This window comes from Brevibacillus sp. NL20B1, from assembly GCF_018195675.1.
Taxonomy (GTDB): domain Bacteria; phylum Bacillota; class Bacilli; order Brevibacillales; family Brevibacillaceae; genus Brevibacillus; species Brevibacillus aydinogluensis.
Window position 1 is genome coordinate 16,424 of sequence record NZ_JAGTPT010000027.1, and the last position, 19,836, is coordinate 36,259.

The window sequence follows — 19,836 nt, forward strand, 5'->3', positions numbered from 1 at the left end:
CCTTACAGGTTCGCGACGATACCGATGCCTTTTGCTTCCGCTTGTTTTAAAATATAATCAGCCGTGATCAAGTCTTGCAGGGCGATCCCTGTGCTGTCAAAGATCGTAATGTCGTCATCTGAAAGACGGCCAGCAGTTGTACCAAGCATCACACTGCCTATTTCCGCAACAATGTTATCTCGTTCTATGACTCCTGTTTTGATCGGTATCTCTGTTTCTCCTACCTGGACAGCCTGGTCAACATCATCGACGAATACTCGTGCAGAAGCGAAAATTCGCTCGTCGATTTCCTGTTTTCCCTCCAGATCTGCCCCAATGCAAGAGAAGTGTGTTCCCGGCCGAACCCATTCTTTTTGAATGATCGGTTGTCGCGAAGGAGTTGCGGTAATAATAATGTCTGCTTCTCCTGTTGCCTTCTGAATCTGGTCAGTTGCCGCAAATTCTACTTGTTCGATGCGAGAAGCGTATCTCTCAAATAACACCGGATTGTCCCGATACGGAGCCAGGAACTTTTCTTTTAATATTGCTGATATCGTAGAGCAAAATGATCTTGCTTTCTCCAATGAATGATGATTGTAAACTGTCACCTTTTTGATATGATCCATGAGCATCAGCGTGGACATAATCAGATAAGGAGCCAAGTGACCTGTTCCGACGATCAATAAATGCTCAGACTCTTTTCGTGCAAGATACTTGGCGCCAATCCCTCCTGCTGCTCCTGTCCGCATTAACGTGATTGCTTCTCCTCCCATCATCCCGATGGGGACGCCTGTTCTGCTGTCGAGCACCAGCACGAAACCAACGAGGGGAGGCAGCTGTTTGGCAGGATTATCCCCAAACCATGACACGAGCTTTAATCCGAAAATATCAGCACCCACCAGATGTCCTGATTTGATGTCCATGTCAGCTTTTCCTGGAGAAAATTCATGGAACATCAGCGGGAATACCGCTGCCTCTTTTTGTGCCTTTAACAAATACGCACGCTCAACCAATTCGATTACCTGTTTCATATCCAATAGTTTCTCTACATTTGGTGGATCAATGACTCGAAATGAAAACAACCCTGCTCCTCCTCTGCATTGAAATCTTGTTGGTCATAATTTACCATAGAGTCTAAATCAAAGAACAATTGATGTATGTTATGGTTACGATTACAAATTTTTAGGTATGGATAAGGGGAAGGGGAAATATGGAACTTCGTACATTGAAAACCTTCCAGGTAGTTGCTACCCATCTTAATCAGACGAAAGCAGCCGAGATTCTTGGATATACGCAGCCGACGATCACAATGCATATACGAAATCTGGAACAGGAGATCGGTCACCCCTTATTTCATCGGGTTGGGAAGAAAACCTATTTGACTCCGGCTGGAAAAGTATTGAAGCAGCATGTAGACAGGATCATGGATTGTGTAGAGGAAATGAACAAAGCGTTAAACCGATTGCATGATCCCTACGGCACGTTGGTTATCGCTGCGCCAGAATACTATTGGACTCATTTTTTGACGATGCTTATCCATACCTTTGTGAAACTTCATCCGCAAGTAAAGTTAAAACTGGTCTCTTGTAACAGTGTAGACGTCATTCAAATGATCACCGCTCGTGAAGCGGATGTGGGGATTATTACCGGAAAAAATAAGAATGAAGATCTGGAGTTCGTTTCGCTTGATGAAGAAGAGCTGTTATTGGTCATCAGAAAAGACCTCCACCAAAATAGTGACCTTTCTGCCATTCTACAAACGTATCCCTTATTCTTTAAAAAATTTTCTTATCTTGATTGGCTGTTTGATCGTTGTATGGAAGAGATCCCCACGCCGATGGCTGTCATTGAAAGTGACAGTGAAGAAGCAATTAAGCAAGCAATTTTAAAAGGGACAGGTGTTGGCATAATCAGTGGTGATTTAATACACGAGGAAATACGAAAGGGAGAACTCATCCCTCTGCATCGCTTTACGCAGACGTTGGATACCTTCTTAATTACACGCAGGGATCGTTCTGATGAAATTACCATTCAGGCATTTGTCGAACTGGTAATGGAAGGGTGGGACGAAGCAGCTGAAGAATCCTTGTAAGCGGAATAGGTACCCGAAAAATATACAGGAGGTTGCATGGCAGTAGCCGCAACCTCCTGTCTTTTATTGCAATTTCTTTCTTAGCTGTTCCGCTGCAGACAGTGCATTCAGGTCCTGTAAAATATCACCTGGTCTGTTTCCTTTTCCAATAACATATCCTTCGAAGGTTGTCCCTACAAAGTCAAAGATATGTTGAAACTGCTGAATCATCGGCAACCCTGTGATGTATGGGTTATCTCCCCCCACCGCGATGACATATGCTTTTTTGGCTGCCATTTTTGATTTGAAATCAGGAAAATTCGGGTCTCGTAATGTTTGTGACCATCGATCAATAAAGTTCTTCATCGTTCCCGTCATGCTATACCAATAGATTGGTGTGGAAAAAATCAGGATATCATGCGGCAGGATACGTTTCATGATGGAATTATAATCATCTTGAACATCCGGAAAACCTTCCTCTGCATGCCGCATATCGATAATCGGTTTAATGACATAATCCTTTAAATAGATTTCTTCTGCATCTATACCTTGGATGGCTAACTTCGTTAACGTTTCTGTGTTCCCGTTTGGACGGGTTCCACCATAAATAACCGCAATTGTCATATGGATTAACTCCTTTTCCTGGGGATCATCTGCATATTGTTCTCGGGATATTCCTATCTTATACTAAGCATCGAAATCGATACAGACGATTATCTTGATTGGATAAATCGAAAATAACGATTTTAAAGAGGTTGCATAATGGAAATTAAACAATTGATTACATTTAAACATGCTGCCGAAAACCTGAACTTTACCCAAACTGCGAAATTGTTGAATTTTGCTCAATCAAGTGTTACGGCTCAAATCAAAGCCCTTGAAGATGAGATTGGCAAACCCTTGTTTGAGCGTTTGGGCAAACGACTGATTTTAACTGAAGCGGGACGTACCTTTAAAACATATGCGGACAAAATCATTGCATTAAGCCAAGAAGCAGTAACAGCAGCGAATGGAGAAGAAGAAATCAGCGGCACGTTAACAATAGGAGCTCAGGAGAGTCAGTGTACGTATCGATTACCGCTGATTCTGAAAGAGTTCAAGAGTGCATTTCCGAAGGTAAAGCTGGTATTTAAACCTGCCCATTCTGATGAAATAGCGAGAAAACAGCTGATGGAAGGATTATTGGATGTTGCTTTTTTTATGGATGCGTGGAAACCTGAAGGATCGTTAAAGGTAGAGCGACTTGTCAAAGAAGAGTTATTGTTAGTCGCCGCGCCAAACCAATCGAAAGCCAATTTTTCAATCGACGATCTGAAGCATGAAACGCTTTTACTCACAGAAGCCGGATGTTCTTATCGAAACATGTTTGAAGAATCTCTAAAATCCCTTGGAATTTATTCATTACATAAAATTGAATTTGCCAGTATCGAGGCCATTAAACAATGTGTGATTGCAGGATTAGGAGTGGCACTGCTGCCTGAAATGGTCGTGAAAAAAGACATTGAAGCAGGGCGAATGAGGGAATTGCCGTGGAAGCCTTGCACACCTCCGCTTTATACTCAAATTGCTTGGCATAAAGATAAATGGATGACACCACCTTTAACTGAATTTATACATGTTACTCGCAAGATGCTCTTGTCAGTGTAAATGCTTGCGGGAAGAGCAACATGATTAACCTTTTTGAGAGTGTCCAGATATGGGCACTCTTTTTTTTCGGAAAACTGTTTTAAGTTCATGCTCATTCAGTCGGAAACTCAACGATACTGAATTCTCCACTCGTTGTAACCGAAATGAAATTGATTCCGCTCATTTAAATCGTTACATTAGTGTTGCTGTCTGGATATTTGCAAGAAGGGAACCGCAGAATATAACATTCCGATTCTTATGATTACCGGGAGAGCAGACGTTTGTTTACGGAAAAACCTTTACTCGCCCGGAAAATGAGTGGATACAACTATTCGTTGACATCTTGTTTGCATCTTTATCAAACCTTCGTGACATCCAGGAGCTATATTCTTGCTGAGAATAAGCCAATAAACGGACAAGGATTGAACCAACATGAACAGGGAACATAACCAACCGTTGAAACGCTATATGCCTGGTTTAGACGGCTTGCGAGCAATTTCTGTCCTGGCTGTGATTGGTTACCACCTTGATTGGGAGTCGATGCAAGGTGGGCTGCTGGGAGTAGAGATGTTCTTTGTACTATCCGGCTACCTTATTACGGATCAGATCATATTGGAGTATAAAACAAACAATACGGTTTCTATCTGGAATTTCTGGATAAGAAGAATACGCAGATTGTTGCCTGCGATGATTTGCATGCTTCTGGCGGTGGCTTCATGGCTGAGTATGACCGATTTCTCCAGACTGCGGGCACTGCAGGGTGATTTTCTCTCCTCACTTTTTTACATGAACAATTGGTACCTCATATTTCATGACGTTTCCTATTTTGAGAGTTTTGGTCCAGCTTCTCCAATTGGACATCTGTGTTCGCTTTCCATTGAGGAACAGTTTTACCTCGTTTGGCCAATTCTTTTCTTGATCGGCATAAAACTAGTGCCGCGACGAGGAAAACTAATGCTGCTGATTCTTTTATTGGCCTCCCTATCCGCCAGTGCAATGGCACTCATGTATGAGCCGGGAACGGACCCAAGTCGAGTGTACTACGGGACGGACACCCGTGCATTCGCTATCCTGATTGGAGCAGCATTGGCAATCGTCTGGCCGAGCTGGAAGTTGAATGACAGGATTTCCCCTACTGCTCGAACGTTGCTAGATGTAAAAGGAGTGCTGGGGCTAATTGTTTTACTCGTCATGATCAATGCAGTAAATGAATACGATGATTGGCTGTATCAGGTCGGTTTTCTTATTGTGTCTTTTGTCACCGCAGGTGTCATTGCAGTATTGGCACATCCGGCCAGCCGACTGGGGAAAATCTTGGCGTGCCGACCCCTGACCTGGATTGGGGAACGTTCCTATAGTCTCTATATATGGCATTATCCGGTCATTGTTCTGTCGAGTCCGACAGTCAACACCGAGAAGCCTGGTTTCACACACATTTTGTTGCAATTGATCATGAGTGTAGCTCTGGCAGCTCTATCATACAAGTATGTCGAAGAGCCGATTCGCCGGGGAAATGTTCGTAATCTCGTTCGCAAGCGTTACACTGACAAAACGTTTGGCAGATTAGGACGACTCCTCTGAGTAAAGGCGTGAATTCGTAACAAGGGAATGAATTTCAAAATGAAAGGATGAAATGGAAAAATGAAGAGAAACGTGTGGATGATATGGGGGGTCGTCATCTTCATTTGTGCTGTTGGTTTTCCGGTTCTCCGAGCACAGACCTCGGAAACGCCTGAAAAGGCAGAAATACAAGGCCAACAATTTGAACAATCTCCCAACCCGCAGAGCACTGAAAAGAATTCGGGCGAGACTGAAACAAAGAAAATCGAGACGGAGACGAAGCAAGAGGAACCACTCAATGGGGAAGGGATCACTGTCATCGGGGATTCAGTCATTCTGGGAGTGGAGCCTTACTTGAAGGAAAAGCTGCCGAAAATCACGGTAGATGGAAAGATCGGCAGACAAATGTCGCAAGCCCAGGATGTTGTAAATGGATTAAAACAGCAAGGGAAATTAGGGGACCACATCATTATTGAACTCGGGACGAATGGCCCTTTCAAGAAAGAACACCTGCGCAATTTGTTAACGTCACTTTCTGATGCCAAACAGGTGTTGTTAGTAACAACGCGAGTTCCGAAAAAATGGCAAAATCAGGTTAATCCGACGATCAAGGAAGTCGCCAGTGAATTCAGCAATACGAAAGTAGTAGACTGGTACGCAGCCAGTGAAGGGAAGGGAAATTACTTCTACGAAGACGGGGTACATCTAAAGCCGGACGGCAGCAAGTATTATGCTTCCCTTCTGATTGAAGCCTTACAAGAAAAGTAGGACATAAGCGCTATATATTCGGAGTGGTCAGGGGAGGAGTAATTCAACCAGCGGATTACGTAAAAGATGAAATTGCCCGGCGCAAGGCTGAACGAAACGGACAGGTACCAACAGAAACAGGTGAAACGCTCGTCAAAAAGACACTTGCTGGCGTGCTTGGAATTCCCATCGAGCATTACATCAGCATTGACTTTGAAGGCTTCCGATCAGTGATTGACGAGCTGGTTGGTGTTGAAGTAAATGTAGACCGCAAGTTGTACTACAACGACCCAACCGATGGCACACATTTTGATCTTAACCCCGGGGTGCAGGTGCCGGCGATCAGGTATTAGACTATGTTCGTCACCGTCAAGACAGTCGAGGTGTCACATATTATTCGAGCGACTTTGACCGCAGCCGCCGTCAGCAAGAGGTGATGAAAGCAATGACTGAAAAGTTGGTTTCTCTTGGCGAACTGACCAAGTTATTCAAACTGCTGGAAGTGGCTGGTGAACATCTCCAGACCGACTTGTCGAAGGCGCAAATAATGGGTTTTGTTATGGGCCTGAAAGATATTTCACCTTCCAACCTGGTCTTTCTGGACAACGGTGCCTATTGGAAGGATGGATATTTGGACAGGGAGAAACTCCTTGCCGTTCGCACTGCACTTCAAAGAGAAATGAATGTGAGAAGCGACCAACGTTCTAAATTAAACAACTCTCCGATCCATGACAGCGATAAAGGCACTGCTGCGAGAACAAATCAATAACCACTCCTTGTAAACAACCTTATTTCGGTCACTTATATGGAATTCTGTACGCATGTGGAACGTACCTTAAATAAAGGCAATTAGAGGACCAAACTTCTTGCCCGATCTCCACGATGAATGATTGTGTCGACCTCGTGGAATGGGCCGAAAAAATGGTGATGTTTTAAGCTTCACACACCAAACCTAACAAGAAAGGTGTTCTGAGCGATGGAGCATGAACCTGGAAGCATGAAAGAAAATCATTTACGGAGTTACGTAGATTCTCCAGAGATGCAGAATCGGCTATACAAACGAACGTTATTTATCGTATTCGTGGCACAAATTTTTAGTGGTGCAGGTCTGGCAGCAGGTGTCACTGTTGGAGCACTTCTTGCTCAGGATATGTTAGGCACGGAAAGTTTTGCTGGTGTTCCCGTAGCGTTGATTACACTTGGATCTGCGTTGGCTGCAATGCTTGTTGGGCGTCTTTCCCAGCGTTACGGACGTCGCTTGGGGCTCGCAGCAGGATTTATCACAGGCGGTATTGGGGCAATTGGGGTCGTATTTGCGGCTGTTAGCCATAGTGTATTCCTCCTGTTCGCTTCGCTGTTTATCTACGGCGCCGGTACGGCCACAAATTTGCAAGCACGATATGCGGGAACAGATCTGGCAAAGCCAACCCAACGGGCAACAGCTGTCAGCATTGTAATGGTTTCTACTACGTTCGGTGCTGTCGCAGGTCCAAACTTGGCTGATGTAATGGGCAGTTTTGCTTCGTCACACGGTGTTCCTGCCCTTGCTGGGCCGTTTTTACTGGCTGCGGCTGCCTACATCTTGGCCGGTCTTGCCTTTGTGGGTTTCCTTCGCCCTGACCCTTTCGTTGTCGCGAAGGCTATTGCTGAGGCCAGGAAAGAGGAGAGCAGCGGCTTAGATGCGGAAACAAATACGCTGTCAAGAAACAACCGTGGAATCATCGTCGGCGCTGCCGTAATGATCTTAACCCAAATCGTAATGATCGCAATCATGACAATGACTCCCATTCACATGGATCACCATGGTCATGATTTGGGGGATGTCGGATTGGTTATTGGTATTCATATTGGTTCGATGTACCTCCCATCTCTCGTGACAGGCATTCTTGTTGACAAGATTGGCCGCACAGTCATGACGTATGCTTCCAGTGGTACTTTACTTGCTGCTGGCCTTGTCGCAGCAGTAGCACCAGCTGACTCTTTGACAGGAATAATCATCGCGCTGGCTTTGCTGGGGCTTGGTTGGAACTTTGGATTAATTAGCGGAACAGCTCTCATCGTAGATTCAACGGATCTGGCTACGCGTGCAAAAACGCAAGGAGCCATTGACGTATTCATTGCACTATCAGGGGCTTCGGGTGGAGCACTTTCAGGTATGGTTGTAGCACATTCCAGTTATGCAACACTTTCACTTGCCGGGGGATTCCTCTCGCTGCTTCTCATTCCGGTCGTGATTTGGTCACGCAGCGGTCGAAAATCCACGGTAACAGAAAGTACTTCAGCAGGCTCTGGTCAATAGAAGCCTGCTTGTTCTTTTTTTTACGGGGCTCCATAATTTTTACACAGTTTGCTTCTATGATAGGCTTAACAAAAACGGATGGGTCAGGGGAAACTGTGGTCTGGCATACGAATGCAGATTCCCCAACGATTTGACGTCCGTTCTTCCGACTGTTAGGAGGTGATACACGTGTCAACGATTCTTATCGTGGATGACGAACCGCAAATTCTGGAGATCTTGTCATCGTATCTGACCAAGGAAGGCTATCACGTCATGACGGCGGAAAATGGCAGGGATGCCTTGGAACTTGCCGATGCAGCCGATTTGATTGTCCTTGATCTGATGCTGCCGGATATAGGCGGAGAAGATGTGTGCCGGGAGATACGCAAGACGTCCCGGGTACCGATCCTGATACTGACAGCCAAAAGCGGTGAGTCCGACCGAATTGCGGGATTGGAGATAGGGGCCGATGATTATCTGGTAAAGCCGTTTAGTCCACGTGAGTTGGTGGCCAGAGTCCGGGCAATATTACGTCGGATGGGCGATTACCAGGTGTTGCGCGATCAGGTGGAATTGGGGGACTTGCATGTATCGCTTTGGGAAAAGCGTGTAACGTTGAAGGGAAAGCCGGTTGAATTGACACCGAGTGAGTATCGCTTGTTGACCACGCTGCTCCGATATCCAGGACGCACTTGGACCCGGGAAGAATTGGTGGAAGAAGTGTTGGGATTGGATTTCGCGGGAAGCGACCGAACCATTGACACACACATAAAGAACTTGCGTCACAAGATTGAGAATGACCCGAGACAGCCAGTCTACATAAAAACCGTATACGGATTAGGGTATCGACTCGACAATCCCGCACAGAGTGGGGGCTAACCTATGAAAAGCATTTGGATGAAGCTGGCGCTGGCCTTTATGGCTGTTAGCGCTAGCGGCATTCTGATTTCAACCATCCTTTCCATTAAAGAAATGGATCTTCATTTTTTCTATTACATAAGCGATGTTCATCGAAAACACCAAGCAGATCTTCTGGCCATGCTAAGGGAAGAATATCAACAAGGACACGAGTGGAACGAACGCACGTTTTTGAAATTAGATACCGCGTCACAGCTGCTGAAGTTGAAGATCACGGTATATGACCAGGAAAAGCAGCTGATCCGAACGTTTGGGAACACAACGACTGCTCATACCAAACTTCAGGATGACATGATCCCTGTTCTGGTGCGTGGTACACCGATTGGGTACCTAGGTATCGAGCATGACAACACGGACAGCATTTCCTTGGAGGAACACTTTCAGACAGCCCATACAAATGCCCTGCAGTGGACGATGCTTGCTTTATTGGTCATTGTGTGTACGATCAGTATTTTCATCGCAAAATGGATGTCCAGACCAATTGTCAATATGAGTCGTGCGGCTCTCGCTGTAACGAAAGGAGATTTGTCTGTAAGAGTTCCCCTCCCCAAAGGAAAGGACGAATTGTATGATTTGGTTCAAACGTTTAACAATCTGGTTCACAATCTGCAAAAGCAGGAGGAATTGCGAAAACGGCTTACGTCAGATATTGCACATGAGCTGCGAACTCCATTGAATACGCTGCTTGCCCAGACGGAAGGGATGATCGACGGGATATGGAAAGCAACTCCGGAACATTTGGAGGCTGCCCGTTCCGATGTGGTGAGGCTGATCCGAATCGTAAGCGATTTGGACCAAGTCATTCAGGCGGAAGCAGGTGCGCTGAGCATCTCCCTTGATGTTATCAACCTGAACCAGGTCGTGGAAAACATTGCAGATTCGATGAATCCATCTTTTCAGCAAAAAGGAATACGATTAACAGTTCGGCTGGACAACGATGTCTGGATTCTGGGGGATAAACAAAGACTGGCGCAAGTTTTTTCCAACTTGCTTACGAATGCACTAAAACATACTCCGGAGAGCGGGGAAGTCATCATTTCCGTTGTAAAAAAAGAACGAAAGGTTGAGGTGAAAGTCATCGACAACGGTGCCGGTATTTCACCAGAGGATTTGCCTTACGTGTTCGAACGGTTTTATCGTGGAGATCGATCGCGCAATCGGGAGAAAGGGGGTACCGGACTCGGATTGACAATCGTGAAAGGGATTGTGGAGGCACATCAAGGAGAAATCTCCATCGAGAGTGAAGTGGGAAAGGGTACGACCGTTACGATAACATTACCTGCGTCAGAAAGCTTCTCTTGACATGGATGTACGGGAAAAGGGCGGAAACGCTTGTTCCTGCCCTTTTTGCATGTCCGTTTAATCCTGGTCATTCTGTTATTCTGGCTTGTTGTTTACGGTTGGATCGACAGTAAAATCAGGTTTGAAACCATCGTACTTCACTTCGGTTACCATTCCCTTGGAAGCGTGGCCGAGGTCATGGCAGTGGAACATCCAGTGCCCCGGATTATCAGCCTTGAAGGCAACGACGTATTCCTCACCAGGCAGAATGTTAAGCGTATCTTTTATCAAAGGAGAGCCCGAAACAGGTTTGCCATTTTTACTCAATACCTGGAAGAAGTGACCATGCAGATGCATCGGGTGAATGTCTTCCGGAGATTTGTTTACCAATTTGACTTTCACCAGATCTCCTTCCTTAACATCAAGCGGGGGAGTGTCTGGGAACGCTTTACCATTAATGGTGAAGGTTCCGTTTTTCATATCTGTTCCCAATTCCAGCGTGTACTGCCAATCATATTTGTCATCCAGTGAGAAGATGCTTTTGGCGGCTTCCCCGTATTTTGTGATATCTACAAGCGGCATCTCTCCTGCATGATCCGATTGCGGAGAAGCGTGCTCAAATCCTTCATAGACGATTGGAATTGCCAGTGATTTTGCCCCCGGAAATGTACTGTGTTCGTCCAACAGCCATTTGCCAGGATGATTGGCGACAAACTCGATATCGTATCGCTCCCCGGGTGCGATGTTCAGCAGCTGTTCGTTTATAACAGGCGGGTTGTGTATCGGTTGGCCATCTGTTGAGACGATCCTAAACTGATGACCAGGCAAGTGCAATTTGTGGGAGAGGTACCCTGCGTTGATCAGGCGGATTCTCACTTTGTCACCCTCTTTTACGGACACGGGTTTGATAGCAGCGCCAGTCCTACCGTTCGCCGAAAAGATCGTGTACATCAGCGGCATCATCTCAGCATCGCTCATCTTACTCATGTCCATCATGGTGTTGTTCGTGTCAGTTCCATGGTTCATGTGTCCGTGGTTCATCTTGCTCATGTCCGCATTCGAGTGGGTGGAGTTGTGCATCTCAGCCATGCTGTCATCTTCCATCCATTCATCGAGGACAATCGTGTAATCATGGTCAACCGGTCGGGATTCTTTTGGTTCGACTACAATGGACCCGTACAATCCTTTATCAACCTGGTTGACACTATCCTGATGGGAGTGATACCAGTAAGTGCCGGGGACATCCACTGTAAACTGATACGTAAAGCTCTCGCCAGGTTTTACAGCATTTTGTGTTACACCAGGAATCCCATCCATATGGTTCGGAACAGGTAGGCCGTGCCAGTGGATCGTTACGGGTTCTGGCAGTTCGTTATTCAATTTGACCTGAATCGTTTCCCCTTGTTTCACCCGCAGCTGTGGTCCAGGCACTGTTCCATTAAAAGTCCACGCCGTTTTCATGGTATTGTTGTCTAGCATGAGCATGCTTTCTTTTGCTGTCAGCGTAAATGTATTTCCAGTCAGAACTTCAAATTTGGGATCTGCTGAGGCTGACATATGCTTCTGTTGTTCATGAGAGCCCGTTGTGGACATGTCATGGCCTTCTGTATGATTGAGGGTATTATTGGAACAAGCAGACAGCACCAATGCGCCGGATAAAATAACCGGAAGCGCAATTCGCTTCTCTTTGGGTATGTTATTGGTCATGGATAATCCTCCTTTTCTTTTTCTAGGGGAAGATTAACATGCGATTGTGAAGAAAAAATGGAGAAGGATGGTGTCTGAGCATAGTTGCAATATGGACGAAGCGGGTCCTCATTATTCAATAGGGGAGTATTCTGGAGGAAAAGCGTGGTGTTTTTCCGATCATAGCTAAAGTGACGCAGAAGTCATGTTCTGCGTCACTTTAAGATTCAACAGTTGACGATATACATTCATATATTCCCCCGGGAAATCCAACGGGGGGTGCTGTTGTTTGTCGAATTTTGAAAAATGAATTCCATAATCAAGTTTCAAATGTGTTGACGTCTTACATGACTGTCCACACAGAGCATATAAAGACAGGATTTGCTTTCCCGTAATCAGTACACTTTATCTCAGGGAGTTGAGCTGGATGGCACTGGTCGAGTCATTGCAGAAAGCGATTGATTATATGGAAGAACATTTGCTTAAGCCGCTGACGATCGAGGAGATTTCCAGACAAGCGAATCTTTCTGCTTTTCATTTTCAACGTACGTTTTTGATCCTGACTGACATTACAGTCGGTGATTATATTCGACGACGGCGGTTAACGCTGGCGGCGCAAGAGTTAATCAGCACAGGGATCAAAATCATCGACCTTGCCTGCAAATACGGCTATGAAACTCCCGAGGCTTTCACCAAAGCCTTCCGGAAACAGCATGGTGTTACTCCAAGTGAAGCCAGAAAAGGAATCGGAAACATTCAATCGTACAACCGCCTGTCGATACAGGTGACGTTGAAAGGAGCAGAACCGATGAAGTACCGTATCGTTAACAGAGAGGCTTTTCAAGTTGTAGGTGTAAAACGCGAATGCCCTTGTGGCGCGAATGCGGAAGGGCCGGGGATTTCGGAATTTTGGGGTGAAATGAATGCAAACGGAACGGTCGACAAGTTAATTCAACTGCTTAATGGCGAGATCAAAGGGTTGATCGGAATGAACGACAATTATAACGCCAAGAAAAACACGGTTGATTACTGGATCGCCGCAGAACATGCGGGGGATGTGCCGGCTGAATTTCTGAGCTTTGAATTCCCTGCAGCGAAATGGATTGTGTTTGAGATAGAGGGGCCTATCCCAACCGCATTAGTGAATGCCTACAAACGAATTTATTCGGAATGGCTCCCTTCTAACGGGTATGTGCCCGCTGAACTGCCGACGATAGAGGCCTATATTAGTCCAGATCTCCATAGTCTTCATTCCCGGAACGAAATCTGGCTTGCCGTTAAATAAAACGAGAAAAATTACGGTTGGAACCGGATCACGAAGGCGGCACCAACTTCAAGACGATTTTTTCGGTATGCTGCCCCGTTTCATCATTCCAGGTGATTTCATAGACCAAGTCCCGGAAAAATATGCTGGCTATCTCTTCTGCATTCATCCCCGCTCGAAACTGTATGGAGTCACGCCCCGGACTTGTGACAAATAATTGAAGCGGTTTACCTTCCTCGATAAGTGGGGAAACCAGCGTACCCCCAGGTTGGCTTGTTACCACGTCTGTCTTATAGGTAAGTTGGGTGACATTCATGGAGGTTAGCGGCTTGATTGTTCCTTCGTAGATCACTTCGTTCCCATCTTCAGAAGGTCTCACAACAAATTGCGCCTCCCAATGCTGGCTGGAGCCTTGAAAAAGGTAAGACCAGGTATGGGAATAGTTGAAAAGAATAGAAAAGCCGACGATGAGAATTAACAAGGCACCAGCGAGTACGTAAAATCGGTTGACCTTATCCAATTCATTTCCCCCCTCGAAAAAATTCCCGCGGTCTGCGCCTGCGAGTTTGATCGGGTTTACTTTATGGGGCCATCGATTCGGCCGCTCTACGGACGCTTGACATTGGTATGATTGAATACCATCATCAACATATAAGGAAAAAGAAGGGGATGCAGATCCTCGGTATTGGCGAAAGGAAAGGCGAATGATTCAAGATTCCCCGCATGAAAGGACAAATAGATGATGAATGACTTACTCATTACCAAACCGACCAGGGAAGATATAACATCAGCTTATGCTGTATTTGAAGCATCGATTACGGATGCCTTTGAGAAAGACGGCCTTGGACATTTAACCAGTGATATTGAATATGAGATTGAGTCTAAAAAGAATCTGCTCACATCTTCACTGGTAAATGCCAAATCGGGAACTTTCTTTCTTGTTGCCATGGGCAGCCTTTACGTCTTGCCCGAATTTCAAGGCAAGGGCGTAGGGTCAGCTCTGATCCATTCGATAATGAAGGTTCTTTATGAATCAGGAGTTAAACAGTTTTGTTTGGATAGCGGCTACAAGCAGGCTCAATCAAAATGGTTACGGAAATTTGGCGAGCCTTATTTCATCGCAAGAGATTACTGGGGAAAAGATCGTCACCACATGGTATGGCTATGTAAAGTAAGTGATTACGTGAAAGGACAGGATTAACGCAGGGGGGGATTGCTAAAACGCAAACAAAATGTTGCTTCCTCCGCCAAACAAGAGACCAGTAAAAAATCCTAACCCAATAATAATGGACAACTCCAATAATTTACGCATACGAATATAACACCTAGCTTATTTAATGTATCGCGACTAGGCGATAGGCACACACTCACCATCACAAACATTTTTTGTATACATGCGCAGGCAAATATACACGCCTGGTCGAACTCTTATCAAATGACAAATTTTCTCTGGGGGATTATATGAGCGACTTCAACTACGGAATTGTTGTACTGCTTGAATTTTATCCATCCTGGTTGGCCTTGCCGCGTGAAAAAAGAAGAGAATTGGCAAAAGATCTGTACCACATTATTGGTAAGTATCAAGACCATGTGAAAGTAAAATTCTTTGATGCGGATGCATTAGGCGGCAGATATACGGATTTTGTAATCTGTGAGACCAAGGACATGAAACAATACCACTATATGTGGGAAGAAATCAGGGATACGGTTGCCTATTCTCAAGGGTACTTCAAAATAAAGGATGTGATCATTGGCATCCAGAGTGCTTACCAGCAATTTGAAACTGAGGTATTGAAATTACCTGAAGAGTAGTACACGTTGCCCCGGAAAACGGGGCAATCAGTGTGTAGACAAAGTCCATGGCGCATGGGTGATAGGTCCCGCTCGCTCTCTTGACGACCAGCAAAGAAGCGGATCGCGTCCGCTCCAAAACGCGACGCGGGCAGGGGGCAAACATCTGGGTATTTCGATGAAGTGAGACTTGTGCCCCCTGTTTTCCCCGCGTCTTTCGTTTTTCCGCTGAGCAGGTCGTCAAAGGAGCTCGCTTGGCCCATCACTCCATGCCCGTACTTTATCTCCACCTTCGGTTGATCAATGTGCAGGCCTTTCGGCCTGACAACTATGGAAAGATCGTTTCCTTGCGGAACCTCAATGAAAAAGTACAGTTTGTCTTCAGTCTGGTTGCCCCGGAAAACGGGGCAATTTTTTTCAACGGTGAAGCGGGGGCAAGCACGGGAATAGAGCTTTCAATGGGGGGCAGTGTCGATATCACAACGAACCATGATCCCGCAGTGGTTGCTAGCAATGCATCCAGCAATCCATCCGGCCAGAGCACTACCGCGAATACCACCATGCTCAGTGCGTGCCGGCATTGATCTGAATACATTCACAAGGCACCCAACCAACCTGGTTATCTGCATTGATACAGAGAAACCATCCGCTCTCTTCACACGTGATCGTTACGTCTTCCCCAATGTGCACAGTAAGTTCATACGAGTTGTATTCGTGTTGTACGGTTCCAAGGTTCCCATTTACCTGCAAATAACGTTTGGGCACCCATCCTTCCAGTCCGCTTTCATTCCTGCACCAGACCCATCCGGTCCATTGTTCATCTTCTTTGATGATTTGAAGTATATCCCCTGCGTTACAAACTATGGGGGTGGGATAACTGGTCACATGACGTTTTATGACAGTGCCCTGGATTGGGTTTGACATTAGGAGACCTCCATATCAAGAATTTTGTCTCAGATAGTACCACGACCATTTACTTCAACGCTTGTTTTGATCAATGTTGATTGTCAGGCAGCTTATCTGAAACAACAATAATGAGTGTCGCAATTGGCCCAAGAAATAATGAAAGGAAGAACCAGTTCAGACCACTGCGGTTTTTTGCTTGAGCCAGTCCAGCATTGATGAGTGACAGAGTTCCCCACCCGACAAAAAATTCATTTTCCATCAAGGTCAATCCTCCAAGGTTTATAGACTTACTGGTATTTTATAAGACGTAAAATATGTATTATGTTCATTTTCTGTTTTGTCTCGATTCCCTGAGGGTTAATGCCAGTCAGCTCACTTCCTCGATCATCAACATAATCAAATATGCTCCCAACAATGCGGTCATTACTGCCAGGATATTGGATCGGTTTGGATGGTGGACAACTTGCTTAATCGTAAAGATAAATGTAACGAAAAAATGATTGCCACGACAGTTATATATAACAGCATGAATTCATCCTTTCAATAGGGAATTATCCAAATTATACTAAATGTCAGGTGTAATTGTACAACTAGGTACAACATAACTCATGATGAAAGAGTTGAGGGCATGGAGAAGTTCGACTGGCAAAAATTCACCTAGGTATCTAATGTGGAATGATAAGTGCCTTGTGATAAAAGGAGGTAGGTTATTTTGTGGTGGTAGCTGTGTATATATGTATCGGTCTTCCAGTAACTCTATTTATTCTCCTTCCTTGTTTATTGTTAGTTGGTAAGGGAAAGAAAAAAGTCATACCTACACCAATTGAAATATTGTTATTAATCATCTTTTCGTTAGTCGGTACATGGTCCTACATTATACTTTTTTATGGTGTTAACGCTGCGGGAAGTTCCGCTGATTTAATAACAGCTTCCATTGCAGTATTGTTAGGCGGAACATCATTAATACTCTCCTATCTAAATCCATTAATATGGGCTTTTGGCAAAATAAAAGCAAAAGCCAAAAGAAAACATTTGTGATTTTTTGTTCTGGCGTGTTGCTAATGGATGCCAACTCCCTCTATGAAGAAGTCTCGATGAATCCGAAACAAGGAAAAGCCAAGTCTGCCTCACTGGCGGAGTATGGCAAAACCGTGGTACTATTTTTGTCAGGGAAAGATTGCCAATGCGGATGATTGGGAAAGTGAGTTGTTCACGTCTCCTGTAATTCTTATTTGGAGTTGATGTGTCTTGACTGAGCAAAGAAAATGCCCGAATTGCAATGGTTCGGAGTTCGCAGAAGGCGATGATTTCATGCCGATAAAGCCCATTGACAAAAAAATGTCGTTTGGCTCTCCCAAAGTATATACGTTTTGTTTGAACTGCGGAGAGGTCATATCCATTAGAGTCAAAAATCCCGAAATGTTTCGCAGTTGACTATCCCAAAGCCTGATACCCGGATACGGAAGGCGTCAGATTCACACCTGCTATGGGTATGTTCTGGCGTCTTCTTTTGTTGTGCCATCGTCTTCGTTAATCGAAAATTTGACTAATAATGTACAGAAATGGCAGGAGAAAACCAATAATTCCGAAGACCCTCAGCATAAAAAAGTATTGTTTGGAAGGATAACGGTTCGCCTGCCATTTTCCGAATAGTTCCCAATAACCAACAGGATTTATCGCAATATAGCCAGTTATCACGAGCCAGCCCAGAAAAAATATACTCACGATGATCATGCCCATTAGCGAAAACCTCCTTGTTGCACAATATACAAAAAATTGCGTCTATTGATATGATAACATAGCTTCGTGCGTGAACTCGTAAAAAACTGGCATCGCTGAATATACAGATAACCAATTACACAGGCACTTTTGGCCCCTATTCTCGGGAATTTTAGGAGGGAATTCTTTTGAGCGAATTCACGTTTGCCATGCTTGTGAAGGAAGCAAACAAAAGGAAGATAAGCAGCGCGGTCCGGAAACGCCCTCTATGCAGAGATGGCTGATCGATTCATGGCGGAATACGCGTTTCAACGCATACATATGGATGATCGTATTCTGTTTGGCGGCAAGGCGATCTACCAAGGCAATCGGATGCAGATTGAATTTACACATTTTCCTCAGATAGCCAGTATCGTTACGTATCTGGTCGAGGAGACAGAGAAAAAGTCCTTACAAAAATTTCTATCAGAACACAGAGACATATTACCGGTCGATATCAGAACCGTTCATTTCTCGTTTCAAAATCGGGATGAATTTGTACAGGCGCTGGAGCGTACTTTTGATTTTCTGCATTTTTATTTCAAACAGAAGCAGGCAGATTGACTTATCGTCAGGCAGCGGCGCTGGTGCAGGATGTTGGTCCAGACCAACCTCCTGCACGGGCAGCGTGATGCCTGTAAAACCTTTTGGGACGATTTACAAAAAATTAATGACAACATGATGGAAAATCATCTTCTTTTTTTGCAGGAAATGGTATATAGTGTAATTAGTTGGTTGAATGACTAACTCGATAATATGTTTTCCATACATAATCATTCGGGGTGGAGTAAGGAAACACACTGGAATACACGCAAGGGACTGAGATGAATGGCAAAACCGAACGTCGTTTCCAAACAGGAACTGATTGAAGCAGCCAAGGCGTGCATCGTGGAAAACGGCTTGGAAAAGCTCACGCTGAAAATGGTGGCTGACAAGGCAAATGTATCGCAGGGGACCGTCTATTACCATTTTCACACCAAAAACCAACTGATGTTGGACGTGGTAAAAGATGTGTGCCTTCGTTCCTGGGAGGAGATGTCTCATACGCAATCCGTCGAATTCGCCGTCCCGGAGGCTTTGAATGCCGCCAAGGAACGGTGCCGACCGGACTCGTTTTTCCACCGGCTGTTTTTGTCGCTGGTTGTGTTTAGTTTCAACAACGAAGAAATTAGACAGGAATTGGGCCAGCTGCTCGCGTTTGAAAACAAGGTGCTTTCGGAAAAGATCCTGGAGCTGATCGCAGACAACCACGCCGATTCCAGCGTGGAGGGGACTGCTGTTCAGACTGGCCGGGACAAACGGCTGATGGGGGTTTCCACCGAGACCTGGGCGGTCCTCATCAATGCGTTGATTGACGGCCTGGCGGTACAATGCCTGGTCTCTCCCGAATTTGACCGGGATAAAGTGTTTGCCGAATTGGGCGTATTCTTTCAGAAGCTGTTGGAAAACAAATCGGATTGAGCAGCCACATCAAGTCTTGGAGGCTGGCTTCATCGTGTGTTCTTCCACACTTACCTCCAAAGACTTTTTTCCAATATATTTCCTCAAATTTAGAAAAGGAGATGAGGGTATGTTCTCAGAAAAACTGGGCCTGACCTTGCTGTTCTCGATCCTGGTCTGGCTGGGGGCGACGTTGTTCTTCGTGTTTTTCGGCAGCATGGTGTTGGTCGACCCGTATCAACAAGACTTTTTCATGAGGTTCCTGTTGTTGGAGATCGCGACAGCAGTGGTCTTGTACATCGTCTTTGTGATCTTTCGCAAGCTGGATCCCAGTCCGTATGCGGTGGTGAAGCTGGGGCTGATCGGCAGTGCAGTCGGCTTGATCATCGATGCCTTCGTGTTGTGGAACCGCGACGTGTTTTTTTCGGGATTGTCCAGTGAACAGCTGCTCGCCTTTACGATCTGGATGTCATTTGCCTATGGACTCTATCTGCTGATCCCGCTGTTCATGCGAAAAGAGAACAAGTAATT

Annotated in this window: 24 protein-coding genes; 17 read left to right on the top strand and 7 right to left on the bottom strand. The window is 45.3% G+C overall.

Annotation, left to right across the window (positions count from 1 at the left end):
- Window positions 1–2: 2 nt before the first annotated feature.
- The gene (locus tag KDN35_RS16445) at window positions 3–1,061 is read right to left on the bottom strand and encodes an ornithine cyclodeaminase family protein (RefSeq protein WP_212133301.1); all 1,059 of its coding nucleotides are present in this window, start codon (window positions 1,059–1,061) and stop codon (window positions 3–5) included.
- Window positions 1,062–1,189: 128 nt separating this feature from the next.
- Between KDN35_RS16445 and KDN35_RS16450 the strand changes: the two genes are divergently transcribed.
- On the top strand, window positions 1,190–2,071 hold the full coding sequence (locus KDN35_RS16450) for a LysR family transcriptional regulator (protein WP_171566993.1): 882 nt from the start codon (window positions 1,190–1,192) through the stop codon (window positions 2,069–2,071).
- A 63-nt stretch (window positions 2,072–2,134) separates the two neighbouring features.
- Here the strand turns inward: KDN35_RS16450 and KDN35_RS16455 are convergent, their stop codons facing one another.
- The gene (locus KDN35_RS16455; protein WP_171566995.1) at window positions 2,135–2,674 is read right to left on the bottom strand and encodes a flavodoxin family protein; all 540 of its coding nucleotides are present in this window, start codon (window positions 2,672–2,674) and stop codon (window positions 2,135–2,137) included.
- Window positions 2,675–2,812: 138 nt separating this feature from the next.
- On the opposite strand from KDN35_RS16455, the gene KDN35_RS16460 reads away from it, so the two are divergent.
- From KDN35_RS16460 to KDN35_RS16495, 8 genes are all read left to right on the top strand, one after another.
- Complete coding sequence (locus KDN35_RS16460) at window positions 2,813–3,697, top strand: LysR family transcriptional regulator (RefSeq protein ID WP_212133302.1); 885 nt, start codon at window positions 2,813–2,815, stop codon at window positions 3,695–3,697.
- 411 nt (window positions 3,698–4,108) lie between these two features.
- On the top strand, window positions 4,109–5,257 hold the full coding sequence (locus tag KDN35_RS16465) for an acyltransferase family protein (RefSeq protein ID WP_212133303.1): 1,149 nt from the start codon (window positions 4,109–4,111) through the stop codon (window positions 5,255–5,257).
- Between the two features lie 78 nt (window positions 5,258–5,335).
- Window positions 5,336–6,004 (top strand): SGNH/GDSL hydrolase family protein, encoded by a 669-nt coding sequence (locus tag KDN35_RS16470; protein WP_249179166.1) that lies wholly within the window; start codon window positions 5,336–5,338, stop codon window positions 6,002–6,004.
- Between the two features lie 23 nt (window positions 6,005–6,027).
- Window positions 6,028–6,336 carry an LCP family glycopolymer transferase gene (locus tag KDN35_RS16475; protein ID WP_212133304.1) on the top strand — a complete coding sequence of 103 codons (309 nt, stop codon included), beginning with the start codon at window positions 6,028–6,030 and terminating at the stop codon, window positions 6,334–6,336.
- A gap of 92 nt (window positions 6,337–6,428) precedes the next feature.
- Entirely contained in the window at window positions 6,429–6,752 is a 324-nt protein-coding gene (locus KDN35_RS16480) for an LCP family protein (RefSeq protein ID WP_249179168.1), read from the top strand.
- A gap of 207 nt (window positions 6,753–6,959) precedes the next feature.
- On the top strand, window positions 6,960–8,282 hold the full coding sequence (locus tag KDN35_RS16485) for an MFS transporter (protein WP_212133305.1): 1,323 nt from the start codon (window positions 6,960–6,962) through the stop codon (window positions 8,280–8,282).
- A gap of 168 nt (window positions 8,283–8,450) precedes the next feature.
- On the top strand, window positions 8,451–9,140 hold the full coding sequence (locus KDN35_RS16490) for a response regulator transcription factor (RefSeq protein ID WP_212133306.1): 690 nt from the start codon (window positions 8,451–8,453) through the stop codon (window positions 9,138–9,140).
- A 3-nt stretch (window positions 9,141–9,143) separates the two neighbouring features.
- Window positions 9,144–10,481, top strand: a complete 1,338-nt coding sequence (locus KDN35_RS16495; protein ID WP_212133307.1) for a HAMP domain-containing sensor histidine kinase — start codon at window positions 9,144–9,146, stop codon at window positions 10,479–10,481.
- A 75-nt stretch (window positions 10,482–10,556) separates the two neighbouring features.
- Here KDN35_RS16495 and KDN35_RS16500 read toward each other — a convergent pair whose 3' ends face one another.
- Window positions 10,557–12,167: a multicopper oxidase family protein gene (locus KDN35_RS16500; RefSeq protein WP_171567005.1), complete on the bottom strand. Its 1,611-nt coding sequence runs from the start codon at window positions 12,165–12,167 to the stop codon at window positions 10,557–10,559.
- 406 nt (window positions 12,168–12,573) lie between these two features.
- Between KDN35_RS16500 and KDN35_RS16505 the strand changes: the two genes are divergently transcribed.
- The gene (locus KDN35_RS16505) at window positions 12,574–13,431 is read left to right on the top strand and encodes an AraC family transcriptional regulator (protein ID WP_212133308.1); all 858 of its coding nucleotides are present in this window, start codon (window positions 12,574–12,576) and stop codon (window positions 13,429–13,431) included.
- A gap of 28 nt (window positions 13,432–13,459) precedes the next feature.
- Here KDN35_RS16505 and KDN35_RS16510 read toward each other — a convergent pair whose 3' ends face one another.
- A complete protein-coding gene (locus KDN35_RS16510) occupies window positions 13,460–13,930 on the bottom strand; it encodes a hypothetical protein (protein WP_171567009.1) in 471 nt (156 codons plus the stop codon).
- 222 nt (window positions 13,931–14,152) lie between these two features.
- Here KDN35_RS16510 and KDN35_RS16515 point away from each other — a divergent pair, with 222 nt between their 5' ends.
- The 3 genes from KDN35_RS16515 to KDN35_RS16525 all read left to right on the top strand — a co-directional run bounded on the left by KDN35_RS16515 (window position 14,153) and on the right by KDN35_RS16525 (window position 15,785).
- Entirely contained in the window at window positions 14,153–14,611 is a 459-nt protein-coding gene (locus KDN35_RS16515; RefSeq protein WP_249179163.1) for a GNAT family N-acetyltransferase, read from the top strand.
- Window positions 14,612–14,871: 260 nt separating this feature from the next.
- The gene (locus KDN35_RS16520; RefSeq protein ID WP_171564518.1) at window positions 14,872–15,222 is read left to right on the top strand and encodes a darcynin family protein; all 351 of its coding nucleotides are present in this window, start codon (window positions 14,872–14,874) and stop codon (window positions 15,220–15,222) included.
- A 248-nt stretch (window positions 15,223–15,470) separates the two neighbouring features.
- Window positions 15,471–15,785 carry a hypothetical protein gene (locus tag KDN35_RS16525; protein WP_212133329.1) on the top strand — a complete coding sequence of 105 codons (315 nt, stop codon included), beginning with the start codon at window positions 15,471–15,473 and terminating at the stop codon, window positions 15,783–15,785.
- On the opposite strand, the gene KDN35_RS20275 is transcribed toward KDN35_RS16525, so the two are convergent.
- Together KDN35_RS20275 and KDN35_RS16535 are read right to left on the bottom strand one after the other, a co-directional pair.
- Window positions 15,766–16,125, bottom strand: a complete 360-nt coding sequence (locus KDN35_RS20275) for an SH3 domain-containing protein (RefSeq protein WP_171564519.1) — start codon at window positions 16,123–16,125, stop codon at window positions 15,766–15,768. The two genes, KDN35_RS16525 and KDN35_RS20275, sit on opposite strands and share 20 nt — an antisense overlap.
- 70 nt (window positions 16,126–16,195) lie before the next feature.
- Entirely contained in the window at window positions 16,196–16,366 is a 171-nt protein-coding gene (locus KDN35_RS16535) for a hypothetical protein (RefSeq protein ID WP_171564520.1), read from the bottom strand.
- A gap of 455 nt (window positions 16,367–16,821) precedes the next feature.
- On the opposite strand from KDN35_RS16535, the gene KDN35_RS16540 reads away from it, so the two are divergent.
- Window positions 16,822–17,145 (top strand): hypothetical protein, encoded by a 324-nt coding sequence (locus KDN35_RS16540; protein WP_212133310.1) that lies wholly within the window; start codon window positions 16,822–16,824, stop codon window positions 17,143–17,145.
- Window positions 17,146–17,637: 492 nt separating this feature from the next.
- Here KDN35_RS16540 and KDN35_RS16545 read toward each other — a convergent pair whose 3' ends face one another.
- Complete coding sequence (locus KDN35_RS16545; RefSeq protein WP_212133311.1) at window positions 17,638–17,847, bottom strand: hypothetical protein; 210 nt, start codon at window positions 17,845–17,847, stop codon at window positions 17,638–17,640.
- A 255-nt stretch (window positions 17,848–18,102) separates the two neighbouring features.
- Here KDN35_RS16545 and KDN35_RS16550 point away from each other — a divergent pair, with 255 nt between their 5' ends.
- The 3 genes from KDN35_RS16550 to KDN35_RS16560 all read left to right on the top strand — a co-directional run bounded on the left by KDN35_RS16550 (window position 18,103) and on the right by KDN35_RS16560 (window position 19,834).
- The gene (locus KDN35_RS16550) at window positions 18,103–18,429 is read left to right on the top strand and encodes a hypothetical protein (protein ID WP_212133312.1); all 327 of its coding nucleotides are present in this window, start codon (window positions 18,103–18,105) and stop codon (window positions 18,427–18,429) included.
- Between the two features lie 264 nt (window positions 18,430–18,693).
- The gene (locus KDN35_RS16555; RefSeq protein ID WP_212133313.1) at window positions 18,694–19,326 is read left to right on the top strand and encodes a TetR/AcrR family transcriptional regulator; all 633 of its coding nucleotides are present in this window, start codon (window positions 18,694–18,696) and stop codon (window positions 19,324–19,326) included.
- Between the two features lie 109 nt (window positions 19,327–19,435).
- The gene (locus tag KDN35_RS16560; RefSeq protein WP_171564524.1) at window positions 19,436–19,834 is read left to right on the top strand and encodes a hypothetical protein; all 399 of its coding nucleotides are present in this window, start codon (window positions 19,436–19,438) and stop codon (window positions 19,832–19,834) included.
- The last annotated feature ends 2 nt before the right edge of the window (window positions 19,835–19,836 follow it).

Coding starts and splice junctions, on each gene's coding strand:
- KDN35_RS16450 (WP_171566993.1), top strand. CDS start 1,190: ATGGAACTTCGTACATTGAAAACCTTCCAGGTAGTTGCTACCCATCTT.
- KDN35_RS16455 (WP_171566995.1), bottom strand. CDS start 2,674: ATGACAATTGCGGTTATTTATGGTGGAACCCGTCCAAACGGGAACACA.
- KDN35_RS16460 (WP_212133302.1), top strand. CDS start 2,813: ATGGAAATTAAACAATTGATTACATTTAAACATGCTGCCGAAAACCTG.
- KDN35_RS16465 (WP_212133303.1), top strand. CDS start 4,109: ATGAACAGGGAACATAACCAACCGTTGAAACGCTATATGCCTGGTTTA.
- KDN35_RS16470 (WP_249179166.1), top strand. CDS start 5,336: ATGATATGGGGGGTCGTCATCTTCATTTGTGCTGTTGGTTTTCCGGTT.
- KDN35_RS16480 (WP_249179168.1), top strand. CDS start 6,429: ATGACTGAAAAGTTGGTTTCTCTTGGCGAACTGACCAAGTTATTCAAA.
- KDN35_RS16485 (WP_212133305.1), top strand. CDS start 6,960: ATGGAGCATGAACCTGGAAGCATGAAAGAAAATCATTTACGGAGTTAC.
- KDN35_RS16495 (WP_212133307.1), top strand. CDS start 9,144: ATGAAAAGCATTTGGATGAAGCTGGCGCTGGCCTTTATGGCTGTTAGC.
- KDN35_RS16500 (WP_171567005.1), bottom strand. CDS start 12,167: ATGACCAATAACATACCCAAAGAGAAGCGAATTGCGCTTCCGGTTATT.
- KDN35_RS16505 (WP_212133308.1), top strand. CDS start 12,574: ATGGCACTGGTCGAGTCATTGCAGAAAGCGATTGATTATATGGAAGAA.
- KDN35_RS16515 (WP_249179163.1), top strand. CDS start 14,153: ATGAATGACTTACTCATTACCAAACCGACCAGGGAAGATATAACATCA.
- KDN35_RS16520 (WP_171564518.1), top strand. CDS start 14,872: ATGAGCGACTTCAACTACGGAATTGTTGTACTGCTTGAATTTTATCCA.
- KDN35_RS16525 (WP_212133329.1), top strand. CDS start 15,471: ATGCCCGTACTTTATCTCCACCTTCGGTTGATCAATGTGCAGGCCTTT.
- KDN35_RS20275 (WP_171564519.1), bottom strand. CDS start 16,125: ATGTCAAACCCAATCCAGGGCACTGTCATAAAACGTCATGTGACCAGT.
- KDN35_RS16535 (WP_171564520.1), bottom strand. CDS start 16,366: ATGGAAAATGAATTTTTTGTCGGGTGGGGAACTCTGTCACTCATCAAT.
- KDN35_RS16545 (WP_212133311.1), bottom strand. CDS start 17,847: ATGGGCATGATCATCGTGAGTATATTTTTTCTGGGCTGGCTCGTGATA.
- KDN35_RS16550 (WP_212133312.1), top strand. CDS start 18,103: ATGGCTGATCGATTCATGGCGGAATACGCGTTTCAACGCATACATATG.
- KDN35_RS16555 (WP_212133313.1), top strand. CDS start 18,694: ATGGCAAAACCGAACGTCGTTTCCAAACAGGAACTGATTGAAGCAGCC.
- KDN35_RS16560 (WP_171564524.1), top strand. CDS start 19,436: ATGTTCTCAGAAAAACTGGGCCTGACCTTGCTGTTCTCGATCCTGGTC.